General features: G+C 67.5%; 21 protein-coding genes and 1 tRNA gene. 7 read left to right on the forward strand and 15 right to left on the reverse strand.

The genetic code is table 11. The features are described from left to right. Positions 1-15 precede the first annotated feature (15 nt). The 9 genes from KHO22_RS19765 to KHO22_RS19805 all read right to left on the reverse strand — a co-directional run bounded on the left by KHO22_RS19765 (position 16) and on the right by KHO22_RS19805 (position 10,095). Positions 16-651 carry a hypothetical protein gene (locus KHO22_RS19765; RefSeq protein WP_211948864.1) on the reverse strand — a complete coding sequence of 212 codons (636 nt, stop codon included), beginning with the start codon at positions 649-651 and terminating at the stop codon, positions 16-18. After that, positions 648-1,607 (reverse strand): glycine--tRNA ligase subunit alpha, encoded by a 960-nt coding sequence (gene glyQ, locus KHO22_RS19770; protein ID WP_211948865.1) that lies wholly within the window; start codon positions 1,605-1,607, stop codon positions 648-650. Before glyQ ends, KHO22_RS19765 begins: the two co-directional genes overlap by 4 nt. 536 nt (positions 1,608-2,143) lie before the next feature. After that, complete coding sequence (gene lnt / locus KHO22_RS19775; protein ID WP_211948866.1) at positions 2,144-3,709, reverse strand: apolipoprotein N-acyltransferase; 1,566 nt, start codon at positions 3,707-3,709, stop codon at positions 2,144-2,146. Continuing rightward, positions 3,706-4,587 (reverse strand): HlyC/CorC family transporter, encoded by an 882-nt coding sequence (locus KHO22_RS19780; RefSeq protein WP_211948867.1) that lies wholly within the window; start codon positions 4,585-4,587, stop codon positions 3,706-3,708. The genes lnt and KHO22_RS19780 overlap by 4 nt, the downstream gene beginning before the upstream one ends. A gap of 129 nt (positions 4,588-4,716) precedes the next feature. After that, positions 4,717-5,472: an rRNA maturation RNase YbeY gene (ybeY, locus tag KHO22_RS19785; protein ID WP_211948868.1), complete on the reverse strand. Its 756-nt coding sequence runs from the start codon at positions 5,470-5,472 to the stop codon at positions 4,717-4,719. Further along, positions 5,473-6,471, reverse strand: a complete 999-nt coding sequence (locus tag KHO22_RS19790; protein WP_211948869.1) for a PhoH family protein — start codon at positions 6,469-6,471, stop codon at positions 5,473-5,475. A gap of 23 nt (positions 6,472-6,494) precedes the next feature. Further along, the gene (gene miaB, locus KHO22_RS19795; protein ID WP_211948870.1) at positions 6,495-7,847 is read right to left on the reverse strand and encodes a tRNA (N6-isopentenyl adenosine(37)-C2)-methylthiotransferase MiaB; all 1,353 of its coding nucleotides are present in this window, start codon (positions 7,845-7,847) and stop codon (positions 6,495-6,497) included. Positions 7,848-7,930: 83 nt separating this feature from the next. Beyond that, entirely contained in the window at positions 7,931-8,317 is a 387-nt protein-coding gene (locus KHO22_RS19800; protein ID WP_211948871.1) for a hypothetical protein, read from the reverse strand. A gap of 86 nt (positions 8,318-8,403) precedes the next feature. Further along, positions 8,404-10,095 carry a ClcB-like voltage-gated chloride channel protein gene (locus tag KHO22_RS19805; protein ID WP_211948872.1) on the reverse strand — a complete coding sequence of 564 codons (1,692 nt, stop codon included), beginning with the start codon at positions 10,093-10,095 and terminating at the stop codon, positions 8,404-8,406. Positions 10,096-10,383: 288 nt separating this feature from the next. On the opposite strand from KHO22_RS19805, the gene KHO22_RS19810 reads away from it, so the two are divergent. Together KHO22_RS19810 and KHO22_RS19815 are read left to right on the forward strand one after the other, a co-directional pair. Beyond that, on the forward strand, positions 10,384-11,913 hold the full coding sequence (locus KHO22_RS19810; protein ID WP_211948873.1) for a DEAD/DEAH box helicase: 1,530 nt from the start codon (positions 10,384-10,386) through the stop codon (positions 11,911-11,913). A 19-nt stretch (positions 11,914-11,932) separates the two neighbouring features. Next, complete coding sequence (locus KHO22_RS19815; protein ID WP_211948874.1) at positions 11,933-12,973, forward strand: serine/threonine protein kinase; 1,041 nt, start codon at positions 11,933-11,935, stop codon at positions 12,971-12,973. Positions 12,974-13,018: 45 nt separating this feature from the next. Here the strand turns inward: KHO22_RS19815 and KHO22_RS19820 are convergent, their stop codons facing one another. Further along, the gene (locus KHO22_RS19820) at positions 13,019-13,456 is read right to left on the reverse strand and encodes a universal stress protein (protein ID WP_211948875.1); all 438 of its coding nucleotides are present in this window, start codon (positions 13,454-13,456) and stop codon (positions 13,019-13,021) included. A 357-nt stretch (positions 13,457-13,813) separates the two neighbouring features. On the opposite strand from KHO22_RS19820, the gene KHO22_RS19825 reads away from it, so the two are divergent. From KHO22_RS19825 to KHO22_RS19835, 3 genes are all read left to right on the forward strand, one after another. Next, positions 13,814-14,881, forward strand: coding sequence for a CaiB/BaiF CoA transferase family protein (locus KHO22_RS19825; protein WP_211948876.1), 1,068 nt, complete (start codon positions 13,814-13,816; stop codon positions 14,879-14,881). Positions 14,882-14,935: 54 nt separating this feature from the next. Next, positions 14,936-15,346, forward strand: a complete 411-nt coding sequence (locus KHO22_RS19830; RefSeq protein WP_211948877.1) for a carboxymuconolactone decarboxylase family protein — start codon at positions 14,936-14,938, stop codon at positions 15,344-15,346. 133 nt (positions 15,347-15,479) lie between these two features. After that, positions 15,480-16,118 carry a LuxR C-terminal-related transcriptional regulator gene (locus KHO22_RS19835; RefSeq protein ID WP_211948878.1) on the forward strand — a complete coding sequence of 213 codons (639 nt, stop codon included), beginning with the start codon at positions 15,480-15,482 and terminating at the stop codon, positions 16,116-16,118. A gap of 101 nt (positions 16,119-16,219) precedes the next feature. Here KHO22_RS19835 and KHO22_RS19840 read toward each other — a convergent pair. From KHO22_RS19840 to KHO22_RS19860, 5 genes are all read right to left on the reverse strand, one after another. Next, positions 16,220-16,296, reverse strand: a tRNA-Met gene (locus KHO22_RS19840). A gap of 152 nt (positions 16,297-16,448) precedes the next feature. After that, entirely contained in the window at positions 16,449-18,149 is a 1,701-nt protein-coding gene (locus KHO22_RS19845; protein WP_211948879.1) for an MFS transporter, read from the reverse strand. A gap of 263 nt (positions 18,150-18,412) precedes the next feature. Beyond that, a complete protein-coding gene (locus tag KHO22_RS19850; RefSeq protein WP_211948880.1) occupies positions 18,413-18,745 on the reverse strand; it encodes a DUF4212 domain-containing protein in 333 nt (110 codons plus the stop codon). Further along, a complete protein-coding gene (locus tag KHO22_RS19855) occupies positions 18,742-20,295 on the reverse strand; it encodes a sensor histidine kinase (RefSeq protein ID WP_211948881.1) in 1,554 nt (517 codons plus the stop codon). Before KHO22_RS19855 ends, KHO22_RS19850 begins: the two co-directional genes overlap by 4 nt. A 70-nt stretch (positions 20,296-20,365) precedes the next feature. Continuing rightward, positions 20,366-21,055 carry a response regulator gene (locus tag KHO22_RS19860; RefSeq protein ID WP_211948882.1) on the reverse strand — a complete coding sequence of 230 codons (690 nt, stop codon included), beginning with the start codon at positions 21,053-21,055 and terminating at the stop codon, positions 20,366-20,368. 296 nt (positions 21,056-21,351) lie between these two features. Here KHO22_RS19860 and recA point away from each other — a divergent pair, with 296 nt between their 5' ends. Together recA and recX are read left to right on the forward strand one after the other, a co-directional pair. Then, the gene (gene recA / locus KHO22_RS19865; protein WP_211948883.1) at positions 21,352-22,419 is read left to right on the forward strand and encodes a recombinase RecA; all 1,068 of its coding nucleotides are present in this window, start codon (positions 21,352-21,354) and stop codon (positions 22,417-22,419) included. Between the two features lie 89 nt (positions 22,420-22,508). Continuing rightward, the gene (recX, locus tag KHO22_RS19870; RefSeq protein ID WP_211948884.1) at positions 22,509-22,979 is read left to right on the forward strand and encodes a recombination regulator RecX; all 471 of its coding nucleotides are present in this window, start codon (positions 22,509-22,511) and stop codon (positions 22,977-22,979) included. Positions 22,980-22,997 lie beyond the last annotated feature (18 nt).

Genomic DNA, 22,997 nt, shown 5'->3' on the forward strand with positions numbered 1-22,997 from the left:
TGGCACGCCCTGCGCTCAGCAGTGCGGCTCAAGATTAGGTTCTACACCGGAGAGCAGCCAGAGGCCGTTCTGTTGCCGGAATTGCAGCGTGGTGGACGCGCATTGCGTCACGGCGACGGCACTGGCCGCACCGTTGCCGGCGGCGCGGCTGCCCGCGGCCGGAAAGCGCGCTTCGATACGGCGCAGGCGCTTGTCGTAGCGGATCTCTTCGATGTGCCCGCCCACCCAGAAATCGATCTTCGGCGGCAGCTGCGCGGCCGAATAGTAGGTGCGGATGACGCGGCGCGGCTTGCCGTTGCGGATTTCCGTCTCGATCCAGGCCAGCGGATAGCGGATCGCGCTTTCGTACGCGCGCAGCGGCACGCGGTGCCAGCCGAGATCGCGCGAGCCGGACAGGTCGCACGCGAACGACCGCACCAGCTGTGTCCACTGGTCGAGCGAGTTCAGCGACGGCTGCCAGTGGCGCGCCATGGCAAGCTGCAGCGCCTGCGGATCGGCTTCGCACACATTGGACAGCTCGGCCGGCAGCAGCAGCGCCTGCGGGCTCGGCGCAGGCGGAACCTTGGCGCGCGCGGCCGCGGCACCGCCCGTCAGCGCCAGCACTGCCATGGCCATGGCGCAGCACAGCGCGCTGCGCGTGAGCCTCATCATGCCTTGGCCCCGCCGCACATCGGGAAGCCCAGCGCCTCGCGCGAATCGTAGTAGGCCTGGGCGACCTGGCGCGACAGGTTGCGGATGCGGCCGATATACGCGGCGCGCTCGGTCACGGAAATCGCGCCGCGCGCGTCCAGCAGGTTGAACGTGTGGGCGGCCTTGAGCAGCTGTTCGTAGGCGGGCAGGGCCAGGCGCGTGCCGGCTTGCACTTCGGCGCCGCTGCCGTTCGCCTCGCCCGCATTGCCCGCATTGCCCATGAGGCGCTTCGCCTCGCTTTCATGCTCGGCGAAATGGCGGAACAGGATTTCGGTGTTGCTGTGCTCGAAGTTGTACGTGGACTGCTCGACCTCGTTCTGGTGGTAGACATCGCCATAGGTCAGGCGGCGCGTCTCGCCGTTCTCTTCCCACTCGGTCCACACCAGGTCGTACACGTTCTCGACTTTCTGCAGGTACATGGCCAGGCGTTCGATGCCGTAGGTGATCTCGCCCGTGATCGGCTTGCAGTCGATGCCGCCGACCTGCTGGAAGTAGGTGAACTGCGTCACTTCCATGCCATTGAGCCACACTTCCCAGCCCAGGCCCCATGCGCCCAGGGTGGGGTTCTCCCAGTCGTCCTCGACGAAGCGGATGTCGTTCTGCTTCAGGTCCAGCCCCAGCGCTTCGAGCGAGCCGAGGTACAGCTCGAGAATGTTCTCGGGCGCGGGCTTGAGCACGACCTGGTACTGGTAGTAGTGCTGCAGGCGGTTCGGGTTCTCGCCGTAGCGGCCGTCCTTGGGGCGGCGCGACGGCTGCACGTAGGCCGCGCGCCAGGGCTCCGGCCCGATCGCGCGCAGGAACGTGTGCACGTGCGAAGTCCCCGCGCCGACCTCCAGATCGATGGGTTGCAGGAGTGCGCAGCCCTGCCGGTCCCAGTAGGCCTGCAGGGTCAGAATCATTTGTTGGAAGGTCAGCATAGGGAGGCTAGATCGGGAGTCCCGCCGCGATGCCGCGCCATCACTGGCGCGGGCTGCAGTCAAAGTGCAGCGGGCGACGCATACGGTTGGTGCTAAACCCTGAATTCTATCGGGTTTTCGGGCGCCGGCCTGCGTTTGCGGGCCGCGGCAGCATGTCGGGCTTTCGCAACGCTTGGGGAAAACACCGACGGGGGATTCAGGCTTGAGGTGCCCTTGCCGATAATGTTTTTGTATACAGTATTGAGTAAGCAACCGGCAGTCAGAGTTGCGAAGGACTTCCACATGGGGACATGGGTCATGGCACTACTTTCTCGCAAACCTTACCTGCTCGCCATCGCGGTCATGATCGCCGCGGCAGCCGTTTCGGCTGTGACGAGCCTGCTTGGCTGATTCGCCCGGCGACTGGAAAACGATCACGGCATTGGCCAGGCAACACCGCGGCGATGCCGGGCCCGGACGCGCACCGCACTACCCGTGACGGGCGCGCCCCGGCAGACCTGCTAACCGTGACTCCTGCCTGTGACCAAACAGGCAGTTCAGCGTGCGCGCCGCGCGCGCCAGGCGGCCAGCGCCAGCACGGCCGCGAACCACGCCAGCACCGGCACATTTCCCCAGCGAATATAGGGCGTCAGTCCGTCCATGCCCTGGACCGAGGCCGTCAGCGTATCGATGGTGAAGGTTGGCAGGCGTGCCTGCACCTTGCCGTCCGGCGCCACCACGGCGGTCATGCCCGTATTGGTCGCGCGCAGCATCGGGCGGCGCATTTCCAGCGCGCGCATGCGCGAAATCTGCAGATGCTGGTCGAGCGCGATCGTATCGCCGAACCACGCCAGGTTGGTCAGGTTCGCCATGATGTTTGCGGGCGCGGCCTGGTGCCGCAGCGTCTGCGCGATTTCCTCGCCGAACAGATCCTCGTAGCAGATATTGGGCGCCACGCGGATGCCGCGCACCGGCATCGGCGCCTGTTCCAGCCCGCCGCGCCGGAAGTCGCCGAGCGGCATCTTCATCATGTCGACGAACCAGTGGAACCCCAGCGGGATGAATTCGCCGAACGGCACCAGGTGGTGCTTGTTGTAGCGGTAGAGCCCGCGTGACTGCGGGCCAATGCCGAACACGCTGTTGGTGAAATCGACCGGCGAATCGGCGCCGGCGGCACCGAACAGCACGGCGGTGCCGGTCTTCTCCATGAAGTCGCGCATGGCCATCGCGACCTCGACCGGCAGATCCTGCAGGATGACCGGGAACGCCGTTTCGGGCGTCACGATCAGGTCGGCCGGCGTGGCGGTGATCATGTCGCGGTACAGCTCGATGGAGCGCTGCACGCCTACCTGCTCGAACTTGATGTCCTGCGGCACGTTGCCCTGCAGCAGCCTGACCGAGATCGGGCTGCCTGCGGGTGTGGTCCAGGCAAGCGGCGCCAGCGCTGCGCCGGCGACAGGCAGGGCCGCGACGAGCGCGGCGGCGGCCAGGCCCTGGCCGCCGGCACGATGCCCGAATGCGCGCACGGCCAGCACCAGCAGCGCGGCCACGGTGGCGGCCAGGGCGCCGATGCCGTACACGCCGAACAGCGGCGCAAAGCCGGCCAGCGGGCCATCGGTATGCGCATAGCCGCCCGACAGCCAGGGGAAGCCGGTGAAGACCACGCCGCGCAGCCACTCCGACAGTCCCCAGGCCGCGCCGAAGGCCAGCGGGGTCCAGATCGACAGGCGTGGCAGGCGCGTGGCCAGGCGATGCCAGGCCGCGCCGGCCAGCGCCGGGTAGAGCGACAGGTAGGCGCTGAACAGCACCACGGCAAGCGCGGCCATCCAGGCCGGCATCTCGCCGTAGACGTGCATGCTGATGTAGAGCCACCAGATGCCGGACAGGAACCAGCCCAGGCCGAAGGCATAGCCGGTGGCGGCCGCCACGCGGGCGCGCGGGGCATCGGCGACCAGCGCGGCCAGGCCGGCCAGCGACAGGATCTGCAACCACCACCAGTCATGCGGGGCGAAGGCCTGGGTGTGGGCAATGCCGAGCATGCCGGCCAGCAGCAGGCGCGTGATGATTGCAGTGGAGACGCGCTCGCGCGCCGTGCCGGCCAGCACCGGGGCCTGGCGCTTCATGCGTCGGCCAGGTGGTTCGCGGGCGTCTCGCGGTGCACGAGCAGCAGGTGGACCTGGCGCGCGTCGGCGCGCAGCACCTCGAACCGGACCGGCGGCAGCGTGATGATCTCGCCGCGATGCGGCACGTGGCCGAGATGGTTCGACAGCAGCCCGCCCACGGTATCGACGTCGTGGTCGGAGAACGCCGTGCCGAACACCTCATTGAACTGCGAGATCTCGGTCAGGCCATGCACGCGCCAGCCACCGTCGGGCAGCGGCAGGATGTTGTCCTGATCCTCGTCGAGGTCGAACTCGTCCTCGATGTCGCCGACGATCTGTTCCAGCACGTCTTCGATCGTGACCAGTCCGGCCACGCCGCCGTATTCGTCGACGACGATGGCAATGTGGTTGCGGTTGTTGCGGAACTCGCGCAGCAGGATGTTCAGGCGCTTGGATTCCGGAATGAACACCGCCGGGCGCAGCGTTTCGCGCAGGTCGAACTGCTCGTCGGTGTAGTAGCGCAGCAGATCCTTGGCCAGCAGCACGCCGATGATGTTGTCGCGGCTGCCTTCGTACACCGGAAAGCGCGAGTGCGCCGTATGCTGCATGAACGGGATGAAGGTCTGCGGCGCGTCCGCGATATTGACCATATCCATCTGCGAGCGCTGCACCATGATGTCGCGCGCGGTCAGTTCGGAAACCTGGAACACGCCCTCGATCATGGAGAGCGAATCGGCGTCGATCAGGTTGCGCTCATGCGCATCCTGAAGCACGGCAAGCAACTCCGCGCGGGATTCGGGCTCAGGGGAAATCAGGTCCGTCAGGCGTTCGAGAAGCGATCGGGGACGATCGGACTGCCTGAATTGGGCAGGTTTCGAACTGGGATAGGGGTCGTTCATTTCGCGGCAAGCGCGTGGTGGAGATCGTCTGAAGGATACACTAAAAGCCCGTCGACTCTCGTGACACAGCCGGCCGGTGTGGCCGGCTGTGTGCGGGCGGGCTCACTTCAGGCGCGAAGCGGACGACGTTCAGTGCGCGACCGGCGTACGGTCGTCGCGGTACGGATCGTCATACCCCAGGGCCTGGAGCGTTTCGGTCTCGATCGCTTCCATTTCCTCGGCTTCGGCGTCGTCCTCGTGCTCGTAGCCTTGCGCGTGCAGCACGCCGTGCACGATCAGGTGCGCATAGTGCGCTTCCAGCGGCTTGCGTTGCTCGCGCGCTTCGGCTTCCACCACCGGGCAGCACAGCACGATGTCGCCGCTCACCGGGTCGTCCTCATTCTCCGCGTAGGAAAAAGTCAGCACATTGGTGGCGTAGTCCTTGCCGCGATAGGTGCGATTGAGCGTGCGGCCTTCGTCTTCGCCGACGAAGCGAACGGTCAGCGCAGCATCGGCGTACAGCGCCGACGTCACCCAGGTCTCGATCTGCTTGCGCGAAGGCAGGCCGGCGCGCTTGCCGACGCCGTCGCCTTGCTGCACTTCCAGTTCCAGCGCGGGCGGCGTGGCGGGGGTGCCCGTCGTGGTGACGACCGGCGTGGCGGTGACGGCCACCGACAGCGCGTCATGATTGTCCGGGCGCACCAGCAGGCCGGCTTGCTGGCGGGTGTCGGTGTGCTCGGCCAGCAGGCCCACCACGCCATCGGCGGCCTGCGACAGGTCGACGGTCAGGCTGCGCCCGTCAGGCAGTTGCACGCGCACGGCATGGGCTGCGCTCTTGCGCGCACGGCCTTCGCCGTCGAACAGGGTCAGGGTGATGCCGGAAGACTTGGTTTTGCTGGATTTCACTTACGCGTCCTTGTGCTGGGCGTGGTATTCGTCATAGGCGTCGACGATGCGGGCCACCAGCGGGTGGCGCACGACGTCGATGCTGGTAAAGCGCGAGAACGCGACGCCGCGCACATCGCGCAGTACGTGCTGGGCCTCGACCAGGCCGCTCTTCTGTCCGCGCGGCAGGTCGATCTGCGTGGTGTCGCCGGTGATGACTGCCCTGGAGCCGAAGCCGATGCGCGTGAGGAACATCTTCATCTGCTCGGGCGTGGTGTTCTGCGCCTCATCCAGGATGATGAAGGCATGGTTGAGCGTGCGCCCGCGCATATAGGCAAGCGGCGCGATCTCGATCATCTGGCGCTCGAACATTTTCTGCGTGCGGTCGAAGCCGAGCAGGTCGTACAGCGCGTCATACAAGGGGCGCAGGTACGGGTCGACCTTCTGCGCGAGATCGCCGGGCAGAAAGCCCAGGCGCTCGCCGGCTTCCACGGCCGGACGCGTCAGCACGATGCGCTTGACCGTGTCGCGCTCGAGCGCATCGACCGCGCACGCCACCGCCAGGTAGGTCTTACCGGTACCCGCCGGGCCCACGCCCAGCGTCAGGTCGTGCGACAGGATATGGCGCAGGTACTCGCGCTGCGTGGCGGTGCGGCCCTGCAGGCCCGGGCGCCGCGTGTGCAGCACCGGGGACTCGTCCTCGAACCCGGGCGTGGCGTTCTCGTCGTCGGCTTGCGGCAGGTAGCCACCGTGTGCGGAGATCTGGCGCGCTTCCACCAGGCCGAGCTGCACGTCGTCGATCGACAGCGTGGTGCGCGCATCGTTGTAGAAGCGCTCCAGCGCGGCTGCGGCATCCTGCGCCTTGGTCCCGCGCACCGTCATGCGGTGGCCGCGGCGCTGGATGGTCACGTCGAGCGCCTGTTCGATCTGGCGCAGGTTCTCGTCGAGCGGGCCGCACAGGTTCTGCAGCCGGGTGTTGTCGTCGCGCGGGGCGACGAATTCTGCGGTAGCAATCTTCATTCTGGCGCGTGGGGTGCCTTCGCTCATTGCCGCACCACGATCTCGCCGCGCAGCGAGTGCGGGAACGCCTGCGTGACCGACACGTCGACCATCTGGCCGATCATGCGGTCGCGCTGCGCCTGGGGCACGCCCGGCAGCGCGAAGTTGACCACGCGGTTGTTCTCGGTGCGGCCGTGCAGCTCGGTCGGGTCCTTGCGCGCCGGGCCTTCGACCAGGATGCGCTGCACCGTGCCGACCATATTGCGGCTGATGCGCTGCACGTTCTCTTCGATCGTGGCCTGCAGGTGTTGCAGGCGGCGCAGCTTTACCTCGTGCGGCGTGTCGTCGTGCAGGTTGGCGGCAGGCGTGCCGGGGCGCGGGCTGAAGATGAACGAGAACGAGGTGTCGTAGCCGATCTCCTCGATCATCGCCATCAGCTTGTCGAAGTCGGCTTCGGTTTCGCCGGGGAAGCCGATGATGAAGTCCGACGACATCGACATATCGGGGCGCAGCGCGCGCAGCTTGCGCACGATGCTCTTGTACTCGAGCACGCTGTAGCCGCGCTTCATTGCCATCAGCACGCGGTCGGACGCGTGCTGCACCGGCAGGTGCAGGTGGTTGACGAGCTTGTCGCAGCGGCCGTACAGCTCGACCAGGCGGCTCGTGAATTCCTTCGGATGGCTGGTGGTGTAGCGGATGCGTTCGATGCCCGGGATCTCGGCCACGTACTCGATCAGCAGCGCGAAGTCGGCGATCTCGCTGGTGCCGCCCATCGCGCCGCGATAGGCGTTGACGTTCTGGCCCAGCAGCGTGACTTCACGCACGCCCTGTTCGGCCAGGCCGGCCACTTCGGCCAGCACGTCCTCGAACGGGCGCGAGACTTCCTCGCCGCGCGTATAGGGCACCACGCAATAGCTGCAGTATTTCGAGCAGCCTTCCATGATCGAGACGAAAGCGCTCGGGCCTTCGACGCGGGCCGGCGGCAGGTGGTCGAACTTCTCGATCTCGGGGAACGAGATGTCCACCTGCGACTGGCCGGTGCGTTGCCGGCGCGCGATCAGGTCGGGCAGGCGGTGCAGTGTCTGCGGGCCGAACACCACGTCGACATACGGCGCGCGCGATACGATGCTGGCGCCTTCCTGGCTGGCCACGCAACCGCCCACGCCGATCACGAGGTCGGGCTTGGCGGCCTTGAGCGCCTTCATGCGGCCCAGCTCGGAGAACACCTTCTCCTGCGCTTTCTCGCGCACCGAGCAGGTGTTGAACAGGATCACGTCGGCGTCTTCGACGTTGTCGGTGGGTTCCAGCCCCTGGCTGGCGTTCAGGACGTCGACCATCTTGTCCGAGTCATACTCGTTCATCTGACAGCCGTACGTCTTCACAAATACTTTCTTCATGGTGCCGGTCTCAGTGGTTCACCTGGGGGCATCAGGGTGTTGCAACAACACGGAGTGCGCGTGCGCCTCCGCACTTCGGTGGGTCAGGACTTTGCCTTCAGCGCCTTCTGTTCCTGTTCGCTCAGCACCCATGCGGTCAGGAGTTGTCCGTACAGGTCGAGCTTGTAGCGCACCGGCAGCTTCTGGCCGGCGATGGCAGCCGTGTTCAGCAACGCGTTGTCGGTGCTGAACACGCGCAGGCCCGGCGCCACGCCGATGGTCTTGCCATCGAGCGTGACCGTCTGCGGCGCGCCGGCCGACGGCGCCGCGACAACCAGCTTTGCCTGCGGCGCGTCGACCGGGATCACGCGGATCGGCTGCGCCATGGCGCCGGTTGCGCCAAGCCACAGCGCCGTGCCGAGCGAAAGGACCAGCAGCGGCTTGAGGAAACGCGATGAAGCACTCCGACGCAGGGAACGGCCAGCGGGCATATTGGCTCCGGAAAGGGCGCAGCTCAGGTTGAAATGGGGCTGAAGGGTAACCGGTGATTTTACCCGTTCGACCGGCACCGTGCCGCCTAGAACAGGCAAGATGCCTCCTGCAGCACTCGCTGCTTGGAGACCGTGCCCATCAGTTCGCGGCTGCCGGCATCGCGCACGAGCGGAATGCGGTTGATGCCGTGGGCGGCAAAGACCTCCAGCGCGTCGCGCAGCCGCGACTCGGGCATCAGCGCCGGGAAGTCGCGCTCGGCCAGCGCCAGCACGCCGGTGGCGGAGTTCTCGCGCTGCGCGCGTTGCAGCGCATGGATCGACAGCGCGCCCAGCAGGCGGCCATCGGGCTCGACCAGGTACAGGTAACGCGTGCCGGTCTCGGCAAACTTGTCTGCGGCGGCGGCCAGCGAGGCGTCCGGCGCCAGCGTGGTATCGGTCGGATCGCACAGCCCGGCCAGCGTCATGGCGCGCGCGTGCTCTTCCGCGGCTGAGGCCTGGGCGCGCTCGGCAATCACGCTGTAGAGCGACAGCGTCTGGCAGCGCGAAGCCGTGTAGTACGCAGCTACGGCGCCGATCATCGAGGGCAGCAGCAGCGCCGGGGCCAGCGTCATCTCGAACACCATCAGCACCGACATCAGCGGCGCCTGGCTGGTCGCCGCCAGAAAGGCGCTCATGCCGACCAGCGGCAGCACCGGCGAGGCCGGTGAGCCGGGCACCACGGCCTGCATGGCCAGCGCCAGCAGCTGGCCCAGCGCCGCGCCGACGAACAATGAAGGCGTGAACACGCCGCCGACCGCGCCCGAGCCCATGCTGATGACCGTCGCCGCCAGCTTGGCCAGCAGCACCAGACCCACCGAGACGGTCAACGGCTGTTCCTGCAGGATGGTCTGGATCGTGGAGTAGCCGTTGCCGACCACTTCGGGTACGCCCATGGCCAGCACGCCCACCAGCGCGCCGCCCAGCGCCAGCCGCGCCACGGGGCCGCCCGGCACCTGCGCGAAGCGCCCGCGCGCATGGCTCGCGGCGCGCAGGAACAGCGCGCCGACGATGCCCGCGACCACGCCGAGCCCTGCCGCTGCCAGCAGCAGTTGCGGGCGCACGTCGGGCGCGATGTGCAGGCCGGGATAAAGGGGCTGCAGGCCGCCATGCCACTGGCTGACCATGGCGCCTGCCACGGAAGCCAGGAACAGCGGCATCAGCCGTTGCACCGCCAGTGCGCCGAACACCACTTCGGCCACGAACACTGCGGCGGAGAGCGGCGTGTGGTAGACCGTGGCCAGGCCGGCGGCCGCACCGCAGGCCGTGAGCATGCGGCCCATGTTCGAGGCGCCATCGGGCCGGCCGATGCGTGTCGAAGGAAACAGCGAACCGCACAGCGCGGCGAGTTGGATCATCGCGCCTTCCTTGCCGACCGAACTGCCGCTGACGATGGAGCAGAACGACGACAGCGAGCGCAGCAGCGTGACGCGCACCGGCAGGCGCCCGCTGCCGTTGGCCACGGCTTCCATGTAGTCGGTCGCGCCGCCGCTGCCGGCGAACCGGTTGGCAGCGGAGAGCAACAGGCCGGCCAGCGCGCCGCCGGCTGCCGGCACCACGATGCGCCAGGCCAGCGCCAGTCCGGCAAACACGGCGACGACGTCCGCATCGCTTGAAAAGATGACGACGCCGGCCCGTTCCAGCGCTTCCTTGAACAGGGTGGTCGCAATGGCTGCCAGAATGCCGACCGGAATCGCCGCGAACAGCGTGACTTCCTGGTCTTCGAGGAATCGGAACCGCATGGTTGCTTGCGTTGGCGGCGCTGCGGCGCGCCGTCATCCAGGACAAGTAGTGGCCGCATGATAGCGCAGCACCACACATGGGCGCGGGCGTGCGTGTGTATCAGCCGTCACCGCTTGTCCATGTGCTGAATAGGTTCGCGCTTGGCTGTTACACTACCGACCTTGTTTCGTAGGCGGCGCCAACCGGCGTCCCCTTTGCCGGTCCCCCGACCGGTCCTGTTTCAGATCACCCAGGTCGCCTGTTGGCTGGCACGCCCAGCGCGCAGCGGACGGCCGAAGCATCCATTCATGTCTTTCTCCGAACTCGGCTTGTCCGACAAGCTTGTGCGGGCCGTAGCCGAACAGGGCTACACCACCCCGACCCCTATCCAGGCCCAGGCAATTCCCGCGATCCTCAAGGGCGGCGACCTGCTTGCCGGCGCCCAGACCGGCACCGGCAAGACGGCCGGCTTCACGCTGCCCATGCTGCAAATGCTGTCCGACTCCGGCGCGCAGCGCCCGGGCCGGCCGGCGGTGCGCGCGCTGGTGCTGACGCCCACGCGCGAGCTTGCCGCACAGGTGGAAGAGAGCGTGCGCAACTACGGCAAGTACCTCAAGCTGCGCTCGATGGTCATGTTCGGCGGGGTTGGCATCAATCCGCAGATCGAGCAGTTGCGGCGTGGCGTGGACATCGTCGTGGCGACGCCCGGCCGTCTGCTCGACCACGTGTCCCAGCGCACGATCGACCTGTCGCACGTGGAATTGCTCGTGCTCGATGAAGCCGACCGCATGCTCGACATGGGCTTTATCCACGACATCCGCAAGATCCTCAACGTCCTGCCGCCGAAGCGCCAGAACCTGCTGTTCTCGGCCACGTTCTCGGACGAGATCCGCGCGCTGGCGGACCGGCTGCTAAACAACCCGGCCTCGATCGAGGTCGCGCGCCGCAACACCACGGCCGAGACCGTGGCACAGCGGGTCTACCCGGTGGACCGCGAGCGCAAGCGCGAACTGCTGGCGCACCTGGTGCGCCAGCATGACTGGCACCAGGTGCTGGTGTTCACGCGCACCAAGCACGGCGCCAACCGCCTGGCCGAGCAGTTGACCAAGGATGGCCTCTCGGCGCTGGCGATCCACGGCAACAAGAGCCAGTCGGCACGCACGCGCGCGCTGTCGGAATTCAAGGCCGGCACGCTGCGCCTGCTGGTCGCGACCGATATCGCCGCGCGCGGCATCGACATCGACCAGTTGCCGCACGTGGTCAACTTCGACCTGCCCAACGTGCCCGAGGACTATGTGCACCGCATCGGCCGCACGGGCCGTGCGGGCGCGGAGGGCGAGGCGATCTCGCTGGTCTGCGTGGACGAGCACGGCCTGCTGCGCGATATCGAACGCCTGATCAAGCGCAAGTTCGAGCAGACGGTCCTGACCGGATTCGAGGTGGATCCCAGCATTGTGGCGGAGCCGATCCAGAAGGGCCGCCAGCAGCGCGGCGCCCAGGGTGGCGGCGGCGGACAAGGTGGTGGAGGCGGTGGACGTGGCCGTGCCCAGCCGAAGCCGGCTGCGCCGGCATCAGCCAAGCCGGCGCAGGCACAACCGCGCCAGCGTCCTGCCCAGAATGCGCCGCGTGGCGGCGCCAGCCATGCCGGCGGCGAATCCGGACGTGGCCAGGGCGGCGCGAGCCGCACTGCCGGGCAGGCCCAGCCGCGTAGCCAGCAACGCAGCGGCGGCCAGCCGCCGCGGCCGACGCAGGAGGGCGCCGGCGCCCCGGCACGCAACCGCCGGCCGGCACCGCAGGCCGCGCTGCTTGGCGGCGCGCCGGCCAAGCGCGCTCGCTGAGCGCTCCCGGCCCGCAGGCATGAGCGCACATCACGCATCCGGAGACAGCGGCATCCCGTTCGCGGGGCTGACGCCCGAGCTGATCCTCGATGCGCTCGAGTCGGCGGGCATGCGCCCCGACGGCCGGCTGCTCGCACTCAACAGCTACGAGAACCGGGTCTGGCAGGTCGGCATCGAGGACGCCGCGCCCGTGGTGGCCAAGTTCTACCGGCCCGGCCGCTGGACCGATGCCGCCATCCTCGAAGAGCATGCTTTCGTGCAGGAACTCGCCGACGCCGAGATTCCGGCGGTGCCGGCGCTGACCGGGCCCGATGGCAACACGCTGCACCGCCACGCGGGCTTCCGCTTCTCTGTCTTTGCCCGCTGCGGCGGCCGCGAACCGGCGCTGGACCGCGCCGACACGCTGACCTGGCTCGGCCGCTTCATCGGCCGCATCCACGCCGTGGGCGCTACCAATGGCTACCAGGCGCGTCCCGTGCTGGATGCGCAGACATTCGGCGTGGCATCGCGCGACTGGCTGGTCGCGCACGACTGTATCCCGGCCGATCTGCGTGAACCGTGGCAGGCGGTCGTGGACCTTGCACTGGACGGCGTGCGCCGCTGCTATGACCGCGCCGGCGACGTGCGTCTGCTGCGCGTGCATGGCGACTGCCATCGCGGCAACGTGCTGTGGATCGACGGCGACGACACCCGGACCACAGGCCTGGCCGCCGCGGGCCCGCATTTCGTGGATTTCGACGATAGCCGCATGGCCCCGGCCGTGCAGGATCTGTGGATGTTGCTCGAAGGCGACCGTGCCGACATGCAGGGCCAGCTTGCCGATATCGTCGCGGGCTACGAAGACTTTGCCGAGTTCGCGCCGCGCGAACTGTGGCTGGTGGAAGCGCTGCGCACGCTGCGGCTGCTCCACTACAGCGCCTGGCTGGCCAGCCGCTGGCGCGATCCCGCCTTTCCCGCAGCGTTTCCGTGGTTCGGAACGGCGCGCTACTGGCAGGACCGCATCCTGGAATTGCGCGAGCAAGTCGCGCTGATGGAAGAAGCGCCCCTGTGGGGCGCCTGAGAGACTGACTGGAAAGGTGCGGCGCAGCGGTCGGCCCGCTCCCGCTCAGGCCTTTTCGGGCGCCTTGACCAGCAGGACCGGGCATGGCGCCTGTGCCAGCACGCGGCCCGCTACGGATCCGATCACCGCATCAAAGAACGAGCCGCGGCCGTGCGTGCCCATCACGACGGCCTGCGCATCCGCCGAGCGCGCGTAGGCGACGATGCGCTCCGGCGCGAATCCGTGCAGCGCATGGCGCTCGAACGGAACGCCGGCCGCGGCCAGGATCTCGCATACGCCGGCCATGGCCTTGTCGCTCGCCTCCTGGTGCCAGGCGTCGATGGTTTCCTTGCTGACAAAGGCGCGGACCTGTCCGCTGACTTCGGGCGCGACGTGCACCACATGGACGGTAAAGCCGCCTTGCAGCAGCTTGCCGTCGGCGATGAAGCGGGCGGCAGCGTCGCTGAAGGACGATCCGTCGGTCGCGAGCACGATATTGGTCATGGCGGGAATCTCCTGGATGGGGCGCTGTACGGATACGCCAGGTTATAGGATAGGCAGGATCGGTGCCGCGGAATGCGGGAGCGGCGGCGAGCCGTCCGTCACCATCATGGCAGCAAGGCTTTCGCCACAATCAGATCTGGATCAAGTGACTCGGAAATTTCCTCGGATGGGACCGGCGCGGCGATTCAGCCGGAGATGCCAAGGCGCCTGACACATTTGGCCATTGCCGCCCACCGGCAGGCCCGCTTAGCATGTGCCCAGCCCGGCTGGCGTCGCCGCGACATGGCGCCCGGCCTTTCTACCCCAGAACACCAGGCGATCCCGGCCAGGCCGGACGCCTCGACGGAGACAGCAAACATGAGCGAGCGCGGCAACCTCCTGCCCCTGCGTGGCGTCAAGGTAGTGGAATTCGAAGGGATCGGCCCGGGACCGCTGTGCGGTGCCATGCTCGCCGGCCTGGGTGCGGAAGTCACGCTGGTGACCCGTCCGGTCGCGCCGGACGCGCGGCGGATCCTGCGCGGCCAGGACGTGCCGGCGGAGATGGAACTCGAGCATGGCAAGACCGTGGTGCAGCTCAACCTGAAGTCTGCCGAGGGCGTGGCCACCGCGCTGGATCTGGTGGCCGGTGCCGACGCGCTGATCGAGGGGCTGCGCCCCGGCGCCATGGAGCGCCTTGGACTTGGCCCGGCGGTGTGCCATGCGCGCAATCCGCGCCTGGTCTACGGCCGCATGACCGGCTGGGGCCAGACCGGTCCGCTCGCGCAGAGCGCCGGGCATGACCTGAACTACATCGCGCTGACCGGCCTGCTGTCGATGGCCGCGCGCGACGGCGCGCTGCCGATGGTGCCCCCCACGGTGGTGGGCGATGCCACCGGTGCGCTCGGCCTGGCGTTCGGCATCACCAGCGCCATCCTGCACGCCCGTGCGAGCGGGCAGGGCTGCGTGGTGGATGCCGCGATCACCGATATCGTCGCCATGCTCGGCTCGCTGGTACAGGTGTCGCGCGCGGCCGGCACGCTGGGCGGCCCGCAGCCCAGCGCCTTTCATGATTCCCCGTTCTACGACGTCTATGCGTGTTCCGATGGCCGCGCCATCACGCTCGGTGCGCTCGAGCCGCAGTTCTACCGCGAGCTGCTCGAGCGGCTCGAGCTCACGGACATCGATCCGGCCGCGCAGTACGACCGCGCCCAGTGGCCGGCGGTGAAGTCGCGCATCGCCGGGCTGATCGCTTCGCGGCCGAGCACGCACTGGGAATCGCTGCTCGGCGGTACCGATGTCTGCTTTGCCCGCGTGCTGACGCTGGACGAAGCGGCGCGCCATCCGCACAACCAGGCGCGCGGCACCTACCGCCTGTACCGTCAGGGCGATCGCGAAGTCGCCCGCTCCACGCCGGCGCCGCGCTTCGCGCCGGCAGAGCCGGCCTGAGGCCGCGGCCGGGCCTTCGGATACCATTCGGCATCATTCATCCGGAGGTCCGCCATGACGAAGTCACCCGATACGTCCGCCTATTCCGATACCCCGGCCTTCGAGGCGGGCCTGAACGTGCGCACGGAAGTCCTGGGCCCGGCCCACGTGCAGCGTGCGCTGGATGCCGCCGCGCAGCAGGGCGACACCAGCCTGCAGCAGCTCGTGACGGAATTCGCGTGGGGCACGGTCTGGACCCGCGCCGGGCTGGATCGCAAGCAGCGCAGCCTGGCGACGGTATCGATGCTGATCGCGCTGAACCGGCCGCAGGAACTCGCCGGCCACCTGCGCGGCGCGCTGGCCAACGGCGTCACACCAAAGGAATTGCGCGAACTGATGGTGCACAGCGCCGTGTACTGCGGCTTTCCGGCCGCGCTCGACGCCAGCCGCAAGCTGACCGAAGTGCTTGAGGCCGCGGGCGCCTAGCCCGCCGCGGGGCGCAGAAATTCTCCGGCCCCGCTTGCGGCAACTACGCACCCGGATGCAGCCGTTTCATCGATCCGGCGTGGAGTCCACCACCTAATATCTTCGTGGTATTCCTTCACCAAGGAGCCGCGCGTTGGACCCCACCCCATTCGATGAAGCCCTGATCGTCGATGCACGGCCGGCGCCGCCCGGTGATGCATCGAGGCAGATCGTCCATGCGCTCGGAGCGCGCCGGACGCTGCTGGCCGATAACGTGCGTTCGGCCCGCCAGATGGTGCGTGATCGCCAGCCGGGGCTGGTGGTGATCGAACTGGACACGCTTGGCCAGGCCGGCATCGCGCTGATCAGGCGGCTGGCCACCGGCCATCCGGCGGTGCGGCTGCTGGTGTTGTCCGACAGCGATGCCACGATGGCGCCGGTGCAGGCGCTGCGCGCAGGGGCCCATGGCTTCGTGCCGCGCCAGCGGGACCTGGCGGAAATGGTCCGGGCGGCGCGCGGCGTGATGTCGGGCTACCTGGTCTTTCCGGCGCAGACGCTGGAAGCCGCGCGCCTGCTGCGCCGGCCGCCTGCCGGCAGGCTTGCGCGGCTGACAGCGCGCGAACTCACGGTGCTCCAGTACCTCGCGCGCGGACATTCGAACAAGACGATCGCCGCGCTGCTGCTGATCAGCAGCAAGACCGTGAGTGCCCACAAGACCAACATCATGTGCAAGCTCAACGTGGGGTCCGTGGTGGAGATGGTGGACTACGCGCGACAGCATTGTCTGCTGTGAGGGATCGCGGCCGGGTGAATTGCTCGGTGGACCGCGAAGCAAAAAGCCGCCGCAAAGCAAAAAGCCGCGAATCCTTGCGGGATCGCGGCTTTTCAAATAGATGGTGGCGAATCAGGGACTCGAACCCCGGACCTGCGGATTATGATTCCGTCGCTCTAACCGACTGAGCTAATTCGCCAACAGAGACCGCTATTCTACCGGGATTTTCCGGGCTGTCAACACCCCTCTGAAAATGCCGGCGAGGAATCCGGAAAAGAAAACCGGCAGGCCTTGCGGCCTGCCGGCTGGAGCGACCGATTACCGGATCGGTCTTGCCTGCAAGGGGTTTGCTCAGTCGTTCGCGTAGATGTCCACGTCCTTGGTTTCGCGCACGAACAGCGCGCCGATCACGAAGGTGATCGCAGCGATGATGATCGGGTACCAGAGGCCGTAGTAGATGTTGCCGTTCTGGGCCACCAGCGCGAACGAGATCGTGGGCAGCAGGCCGCCGAACCAGCCATTGCCGACGTGGTAGGGCAGCGACATCGACGAGTAGCGGATGCGCGTCGGGAACAATTCAACCAGCATGGCGGCGATCGGGCCGTACACCATCGTCACGTAGATCACCAGGATCACCAGGACCACCAGGACCATGATGGTGTTCATCTGCGCCGGATCAGCCTTGGTCGGGTAGCCCGCCGCAGCCATGGAATCGCCGACCTCTTTCTTGAACGCGGCGATCTGCTTCTTGCTGGCGTCGTCGAAGCTGTGGCCGGCCGGGACCAGCGTGGCATTGAAGGCGGGGATTTCCTTGTCGCCGATCTTCACCGTTGCGGTGGTGCCGGCCGGGGCCTGCACGACCTCATAGCTGGCCGATGCCTGGGCCAGCGTACGCTTGACGATATCGCACGAGCTGCGGAAATCGATCTCGCGTGCGATCGGGCTGCCCTGGAACGAGCACTGCTTCGGATCGGCGGTGACCACGATCTGCGCGGTCTGCTGCGCGCGCTCCAGCGCCGGGTTGGCATAGTGCGTCAGCGCCTTGAACAGCGGGAAGTAGGTCAGCACGGCCAGGGCGCAGCCCAGCAGGATGATCCACTTGCGGCCGATCTTGTCCGACAGCGAGCCGAAGAACAGGAAGAACGGCGTGCCGATCACCAGCGCGCCGGCGATCAGCAGGTTGGCCGTCTTGGCATCGACCTTCAGCACCTGGGTCAGGAAGAACAGCGAGTAGAACTGGCCGGTGTACCAGACCACGGCCTGGCCGGCGGTCAGGCCCAGCAGCGCCAGGATCACGATCTTCATGTTGCGCCACTGGCCGAAGGCCTCGGTCAGCGGGGCCTTCGAGGTCTTGCCCTCGGCCTTCATGCGCTGGAACGCCGGCGATTCGCTCATCGACAGGCGGATGTACACCGACATGGCCAGCAGCAGGATCGAGACCAGGAACGGAATGCGCCAGCCCCATGCCTCGAAGTTGGCGCCGGTCAGTTCGCGGCACAGCAGGATCACGATCAGCGACAGGAACAGGCCCAGCGTCGCGGTGGTCTGGATCCAGGCCGTATAGGCGCCGCGCTTGCCGTGCGGCGCGTGCTCGGCCACGTACGTGGCGGCACCGCCGTACTCGCCGCCAAGCGCCAGGCCCTGCAGCATGCGCAGCGCGATCAGGATGATCGGGGCGGCCCAGCCGATGGTGGTATAGCCGGGTAGCAGGCCGACGATGAAGGTCGACAGGCCCATGATCAGGATCGTCACCAGGAAGGTGTACTTGCGGCCGATCATGTCGCCGAGGCGCCCGAACACCAGCGCGCCGAACGGGCGCACGATGAAGCCGGCGGCGAATGCCAGCAGCGCGAAGATAAAGGCGGAGGTCGGGTCCAGGCCGGCGAAGAACTGCTTGGCGATCACCGCCGCCAGCGAGCCGTACAGGTAGAAGTCATACCACTCGAACACCGTGCCGAGCGACGAGGCCAGAATGACCTTCTTCTCCTCGGTTGTCATCGGTGCATGCTGTGCGCTGCCTCCGGGCATCGCTACGTTCTGCGGGTTTGCCATATTGTCTCCTCCGTCTGAAATGGTTCACCGGCGAGGCCGCGGACGCACCGCAAGACATGGCGCGCTGCGGAGCCATAGGCACCGGAGCTGCATGGATTTTGGGAGGCGAAACTTACTGAGTTCTGACAGATTTCCGCAGTCTGGCGCGCAAAGCGTCGGGGTATACGCTAGCGCGCGCAGGGCATAAGCGCGCACTTGCGTTGCTGCATTGCGAAGGCGAATGTGCGGCAAGCGCCGTGCTCTGGCGCTATGCCGGCTTGGTGCTACGCAGCATCCTTGCCAGCGTCCGGTGGCATGCCCTGCGAAGGTGGGGGGACGTCAGTGGCGCCCTCGTCAGCTTCGCCGTCGGTTTCGTCGTCGGCCCGGTTCATGCGCCAGGCATAGAGGGCGGTCATCAGGACGTAGACCACCAGCGCGCCCTGGGCGCCCATCCAGAAGGAGAACGGCCAGCCAAAGAAGTCGAAGCGCAGGTCGCGCGCGAACCAGCTGACGACGAAGGTGACCACGAACCAGACCGCCAGCAGCGCGCAGATCCAGCGCTGGTTGCGCCGCCAGGCGCGCTTGAGCGCCGGATCGACGGGCGGATGCGCGCTCATGCCGCCGGCTCCGGCGCGGGCCGCCGCAGCGTGATGCGGAAGCGCGCGCCGGCCAGCCGGGGCTCCTGCTGGTAGACGTGGTCTTCGATCCGGACTTCGCCGCCGTGCTGCTGCACGATCTCCCGAACGATGGCCAGGCCCAGGCCGCTGCCCTCGGTGTTGGTGCCCAGCACGCGATAGAACCGCTCCATCACGCGTTCGCGGTCCGCCGGCGCAATGCCGGGTCCGGTGTCTTCCACATCGAGATACGCGAACGGCTCGAAGGCATCGGCGCTGACGCGCACGGTGGCATGCCCGCCGGGCGGCGTGTAGCGGATGGCATTGTCGATCAGGTTATTGAGCATTTCCGTGAGCATCAGGCGGTTGCCCTGGATCATCACCGGATGGTCGCTGGCATCGAGCCCCAGGTCGATCTGCCGGGCCCAGGCGCGCGGCAGCCAGTCCTTCACCACGTCGCGCGCGAGCGCGGCCAGGTCGAGCGCGGCCATGCTGCCGGCGCCAGCCAGGTTCTCCATGCGCGCGAGCGACAGCAGCTGCGTGACCAGGTGCGCCGTGCGCTCGGAGCTGCCAGCAATCTGCGCCAGCGACCGGCGCAGCTCCTCGGGCGACTGTTCGCGCTGCGCCAGCTCGGCCTGCATGCGCAGCCCCGCCAGCGGGGTCTTCATCTGGTGCGCGGCATCGGCGATGAAGCGCTTCTGCGTCTGCACCGACTGGTCCAGCCGCGCCAGCAGCTCGTTGAACGACGCTACCAGCGGCGTGATCTCCTGCGGCGCGGCGCGCTCGTCGATGGGGCTGGTATCGCCGGGGTTGCGCGCGCGGATGCGCTGCTGGATCGCGGTGAGCGGCGCGAGCCCGCGCGTGAGCCCGAACCAGACCAGTACCACCGCCAGCGGCAGGATCACGAACTGCGGCAGGATCACGCCCTTGATGATCTCGTTGGCGAGCCGCGCGCGCTTGTCGAGGGTCTCGGCCACCTGCACCAGCACGGGCTGGGTACCGCCGACGTTCTTGAGATCGATATAGGTGTAGGCCACGCGCACGTCGTTGCCGACCACGCGGTCGTCGCGCAGCGAGACCAGGCCAGGATGGCCCTGGTCCTCTTCCGAAGGCAGCGGCAGGTCGTGGTCGCCGGCGACATACTCGCCGCGCTTGCCGACGACCTGGTAGTAGATGTTGTCGGTCTCGTCCGCTCGCAGGATCTCGCGCGCCGACAACGGCAGTTGCAGCGTGACCCGGCCATTTACCTCGCGGACCTGCTGCGACAGCACGATGGCGCTGGCCTCGAGCGCGCGGTCGAACGGCCCGTTGGCGATCGACTTGGCTACCAGGTACGTGACGGCGATGCTCATCGGCCAGAGCAGCAGCAGGGGCGCCAGCATCCAGTCCAGGATCTCGCCGAACAGCGAGCGTGGGGCAGGGTGGGCGGTGCTTTCCTCGAGGTGAGGCAGGGCGTCGGCCAGGTCGTCCGGGTCATCCGGGTCGTCGGCGCCGGTGGTGGGCGCGGGGTCCCTGGCGGGCCGATGCCGCCATGGCAGTCGCAGCAGGCTCATCTCGGCTAAAGGTGTGGGGCGGTTCCGGTCGAGGGATCAGCTGCGTGGGCGGGCGCGGCGCGGATGCGCCTTAGCTTGGGGTGGCCACGGCCGGCTGGAATTTTTCCAGGCAGTAGCCCAGGCCACGCACGGTGGCGATGCGGATGCCGCCGACCTCGATCTTCTTGCGCAGCCGGTGCACGTAGACCTCGATCGCGTTGTTGCTGACTTCCTCGCCCCACTCGCACAGGTGGTCCACCAGTTGTTCCTTGGAGACCAGCCGCCCGCTGCGCGTCAGCAGGATTTCCAGCAAGCCGACCTCGCGCGCCGACAGGTCCAGCATCTGGTCGTTCATGTAGGCAATGCGTCCGACCTGGTCGAAGGCCAGAGGCCCATGGCGCATCAGCGTCGCGCCGCCGCCGGCGCCGCGTCGTACCAGCGCGCGCACCCGGGCTTCGAGTTCGGTCAGCGCGAAGGGCTTGGCCATATAGTCGTCGGCGCCGAGGTCCAGTCCCTTGACGCGCTCGCCCACGCTGTCGGCGGCGGTCAGGATCAGCACCGGCAGCATGGCGCCGCGCGCGCGCAGGCGCTTGAGGACTTCCAGGCCCGGCATGCGCGGCAGGCCCAGGTCCAGGATCAGCAGGTCGAAATTCTGGGTCGACAGCGCGGAATCGGCTTCCAGGCCATTCGCGACATGGTCGACCGCATAGCCCGAGTGACGCAGCGAGCGCGTCAGGCCGTCGGCTAGCACATCGTCATCTTCGGCGATCAGAATGCGCATGGTTGTCTCCACCACGGCCGGCATTGCCAGCGGCCACGCAAACATTGCGGACAGGGCTTGCCAAGCATACTGTTTTTTTATACAGTACCCGCACATTCCGCGCAGGCCGCAGCAGAAGGCGGTCGTGCAGGTAGTCGGGTGATTTTGTAGTTGAGGCGCGAGATCGGCAAACCTACGGGAACCTACGTGGAAGCCCAAGTGGGCAACCGGTCGGAAGGCAGATCGGAAATGCCGGTGCCGCGCCACATTCGACCCTTTATACCACCATTGACTCAACATTTGACTCAAGGACGACCATGGACGACAAGAAGGCAGGTGCCGGCCTGAGCGCCGAGAAGCAGAAGGCGCTTGCCGCCGCGCTTTCGCAGATCGAGAAGCAGTTCGGCAAGGGCTCGATCATGCGCCTGGGCGATGGCGAGGTCGAGAAGGATATCCAGGTGGTTTCCACCGGTTCCCTCGGCCTGGACATCGCGCTTGGCGTGGGCGGCCTGCCGCGCGGCCGCGTGGTCGAGATCTACGGTCCCGAATCTTCCGGTAAGACCACGCTGACGCTGCAGGTGGTGGCCGAGATGCAGAAGCTGGGCGGTACCTGCGCCTTTATCGATGCCGAGCACGCCCTTGACGTCAGCTATGCCTCCAAGCTGGGCGTGGACGTCGGCGAACTGCTGATCTCGCAGCCGGACACCGGCGAGCAGGCGCTGGAAATCACCGACGCGCTGGTGCGCTCGGGCTCGATCGACCTGATCGTCATCGACTCGGTGGCCGCGCTGGTGCCGAAGGCCGAAATCGAAGGCGAAATGGGCGATTCGCTGCCCGGCCTGCAGGCCCGCCTGATGAGCCAGGCGCTGCGCAAGCTGACCGGCACCATCAAGCGCACCAACTGCCTGGTGATCTTCATCAACCAGATCCGCATGAAGATCGGCGTGATGTTCGGCTCGCCCGAAACCACCACGGGCGGCAATGCACTGAAGTTCTATGCCTCCGTGCGCCTGGATATCCGCCGCATCGGTTCGATCAAGAAGGGCGACGAGGTCATCGGCAACGAGACCAAGGTCAAGGTGGTCAAGAACAAGGTGTCGCCGCCGTTCCGCGAGGCCTTCTTCGACATCCTCTACGGCCAGGGCATTTCGCGTCAGGGCGAGATCATCGACCTGGGCGTGGACGCCAAGATCGTCGAGAAGTCGGGTGCGTGGTACAGCTACAACGGCGACAAGATCGGCCAGGGCAAGGACAATGCGCGCGAATTCCTGCGCGAGAACGTGGACATTGCCCAGGAGATCGAGAACAAGGTCCGCGCCACGTTGGGCGTGGCGCCCATGAACGGCGTGCCGGCGGCCGCGGCCGCGGTCGTGGAAGAAGACTGAGCGTCGCCGGCAGGCACGCTCCGGAGGCTGGCGCATGGCCGATGCGCCAGCCTTTTTCTTTTCCCTCCCGCACTACCTGAATTGCGCCGATGGCCACCCGACCCCCGCTTTCCCTGAAGGCCCGCGCCGTAGGCTACCTGTCGCGCCGCGAGCACAGCCGGTCCGAGTTGGCGCGCAAGCTGGCGCCGCACGCGGAATCCCCGGAGCAGCTCGAACAGTTGCTCGACGCCCTCGAGCGCGAGAACTGGCTGTCCAACCAGCGCTTTGCCGACAGCCTGCTGCACCGGCGCGGCAGCCGCTACGGTGCCGCCCGCGTCATCCAGGAGGCCAAGACCCACCAGCTCGGCAGCGAGCAACTGGGCGATCTGCAGGAACGCCTGCGCGAAACCGAGCCCGCGCGCGCGCGCGAGGTCTGGCGCAAGCGCTTTGGCACCCCGCCCGCCACGCCGGAAGAGCGGGCAAAGCAGATCCGCTTCATGATGGCGCGCGGTTTTTCGCGCTCGGTCATCGGCAAGGTGATCCAGGGCGCCGAGGACGAGCTTCCCGACGACATGGAATAGGGCCACCCGCCCGCCCGC

The organism is Cupriavidus yeoncheonensis (assembly GCF_905397275.1).
GTDB classification, from domain to species: Bacteria; Pseudomonadota; Gammaproteobacteria; order Burkholderiales; family Burkholderiaceae; genus Cupriavidus; species Cupriavidus yeoncheonensis.